Source organism: uncultured Kiloniella sp. (assembly GCF_937128705.1).
Lineage (GTDB): Bacteria > Pseudomonadota > Alphaproteobacteria > Kiloniellales > Kiloniellaceae > Kiloniella.
On record NZ_CAKZMP010000361.1, the window covers coordinates 1 to 2,815 of the forward strand.

General features: G+C 44.9%; 2 protein-coding genes. Both read right to left on the bottom strand.

Translation table 11 applies throughout. The features are described 5' to 3' along the window. Positions 1–119: 119 nt before the first annotated feature. A complete protein-coding gene (locus Q0241_RS18370) occupies positions 120–2,108 on the bottom strand; it encodes an MHYT domain-containing protein (protein ID WP_299380472.1) in 1,989 nt (662 codons plus the stop codon). 187 nt (positions 2,109–2,295) lie between these two features. Then, positions 2,296–2,766, bottom strand: a complete 471-nt coding sequence (locus tag Q0241_RS18375; RefSeq protein WP_299380475.1) for a helix-turn-helix transcriptional regulator — start codon at positions 2,764–2,766, stop codon at positions 2,296–2,298. Positions 2,767–2,815 lie beyond the last annotated feature (49 nt).

Genomic DNA, 2,815 nt, shown 5'->3' on the forward strand with positions numbered 1-2,815 from the left:
GTTGCACTTTGACCAGTATTATCTGCCTTACCAGCGATTTTTAGATTAATGATGCTTTCGTCTGTGATGTATCTTTTTTAGTAAAGAGTATTGGAAAGCTTTCTTGTCACGCTGATATTTTATCCAACGGCGGCTTGCCTTTCAGCAAGCTGCTTTTCTAAAGATATTGGCAGCATAACTTCCACTTTTGTGCCGTCGCCTTTTTTGCTCGTGATCTCAAGCTTGCCGCTGAGCAAATCTACAAATGCGTGAACGATAGGCAAACCTAGACCGGTTCCAGACAAGTCAGAAGTAAAGGCATTTTTAACTTGTCCAAATGGTTTAATTGCGAACTCGACTTCTTCTTCGGTCATGCCAATCCCGTTGTCTTCAATAACAATTTTGATGAGCTCATTACATGGCCACGCGCGAATGGTAACCCGACCTTGTGCTGGTGTGTATTGTACCGCATTTGTAATAAGGTTGATCAGGACCTGATATAGTTTACCCCGATCTGAATTTACGGTTTCTGGTAAATCATTGTCCAACAGTACGGATAGGGTTACGCTGTTTTCCTTGGCACGTTTTTGGAGCATGTTGATGGCATCCGAGATTAACGTGGGCAACGTGATATCTGTCAACTCCAGATCTTGAGCATTTTGTTCCACTTTTGAGAGTTCGAGCAGGGCATCCACAAGACTAAGCAGGTGATTCCCTGATGAAAAAATATCTTCTGAATATCCAACATACGTTTCGCTAATTGGCCCGAATGTCTGTGCCCGCATAATATCAGAAAAACCGAGAATGGCATTTAGAGGTGTTCGCATTTCGTGGCTCATATGGGCCAGGAAATTTGATTTCATTTCATTGGCTTCTTTGGCGCGGGTTGTTTCTCTTAACTCACGTTCAATTTTTTTACGTACTGAAATGTCTCGTAAAATACCTGTATAGAAAACCTCGTTGTCAATTTTGGTTTCGCCAACCGACAGTTCCAAAGGAATAACTGTTTTATCTTTATGTAACCCGGAAACCTCACGCCCAATACCAATAACGCGGGCTTCACGTGATTCTTCGAACCGTTTAATATATCTTTGGTGTTCTTGGGGGCTGATACCATTGGTTATCATGGCAATATTTTGCCCTAGAGCTTCTTGTGCGGTATATCCAAAAATACGATATCCACCTTCACTCCATTTGCGAATGGTACCCTGTTTATCGATCACGATAATGGCCTCTACGGCCGTATCGAAAATTGCTTGTAATCGTGCTTGATCTGCACGCGCCTCTTTTTCCGCCATCGTACGTCGACGGGCTTCATTGGCCAGATTTCTGACACTTTCTTTCAGGCGAGCGGCAAAGGCTGCCGTGGCAACACCCCCGGCAAGGACCAACGTGCCAAGACCAACAAAGATTGCGAGAACAACATCAGCCAGTCTGCCCGTTGGACCGATATCCTCTAAGATTGGGTAGAAAATCGCTGCTTGCATGGCAATATAGTGCATTGACGCAACTGCGAGTCCGAGTGTCGTCGCAGCGATTATTTGTCGTGCGAAGCGATAAGAAGTTTGGCGTTGTCCATACTCGACAACAGCCAGAGAAATATAAGACAAGACGACGGCAGCTATGACGGATAAAATCACATATTGTGGATCGTAGAAGATAATGGCAGGCATACGCATTGCTGCCATGCCGACATAATGCATTGTTCCGATGCCCGAGCCCATCAAGACAGCACCAATCACTAGCCGAAGATGAAGGTTGTAACGTTGCTGGCTGACCACAGAAAGCGCGGTCAAACTGGCAAGAATTGCCGGGATAATCGAGATAGAAGTCGTTAGGAAATCATAAGTGATCCCGCAGGGAAGTGAAAAAGCCAACATCCCGATGAAATGCATGCCCCAGATTGCACCGCCAAAGGCTAGCCCACCAGCTATTTTCCAGAGTGCACCGCTTCCTTCGTTATTTACGGTAAGTTTTTCGGCGCGCGCCAAACACATCATTCCCGCCCATCCGCCAAATATGGCTATGGCGACTGAAAGTGCAACGAGGTCAGGGCGAAAAGCCCCAATATATGGTGCAGCATTGCCGGGAAAATCGACAAAGGATGAGAAGTAAGTGTCAATATACATGTGAAAGATTTTAGCAGCGAAAACTTACTAAAATCTTTCAAAAAATTAATAGATGTTGCAATTTCCTGTATCTGATAAAACCACCAAAATGGCTTCTTGAGAGGCCTTATTAATAAGCTTATATGAATATTAATCGACCGTACTCGATAATGTTACCGAGATTAGTGTAGATGGATAAACCCATGAGCTAATCTTCAGATTCAGATGGGTCGCTTGCCACTTTTCCAAGTGTTTTTGCCATGTCTAACAACCGCTTCCTAACTGTTGTTTCTTCGATTTTGTAATACGCCCTGACCAATTCCAAGGTTTCTCGCCTGGCCATCGGGTCCTTCTGAAAGGGAAGCTCTTCGCCTTCCGCTGCCATGCCTCTTATCTGACCAGGGGAGCGATGGGATACTTCATCCGTCATTTCATCAAAGAAATAGCCAATATCAATATCAAGAACGCGGGCTAAATCATACAACCGACTTGCGCCGATACGGTTGGTTCCGCGCTCATACTTTTGAATTTGTTGAAATGTCAGGCCAAGTGCTTCGCCAAGTTTTTCTTGGCTTAAGCCGAGAAGGGTGCGTCGTAACCGTAACCTTTGACCAACGTGGACATCAACGGCGTTGGGGACACCAGTAATTCTTTTTGGGAGTGGTTTTTTATTTCTCATGCTTACCCTTGATGGTTGCGATAATCATTTATACTTTACCGCCCTCTTG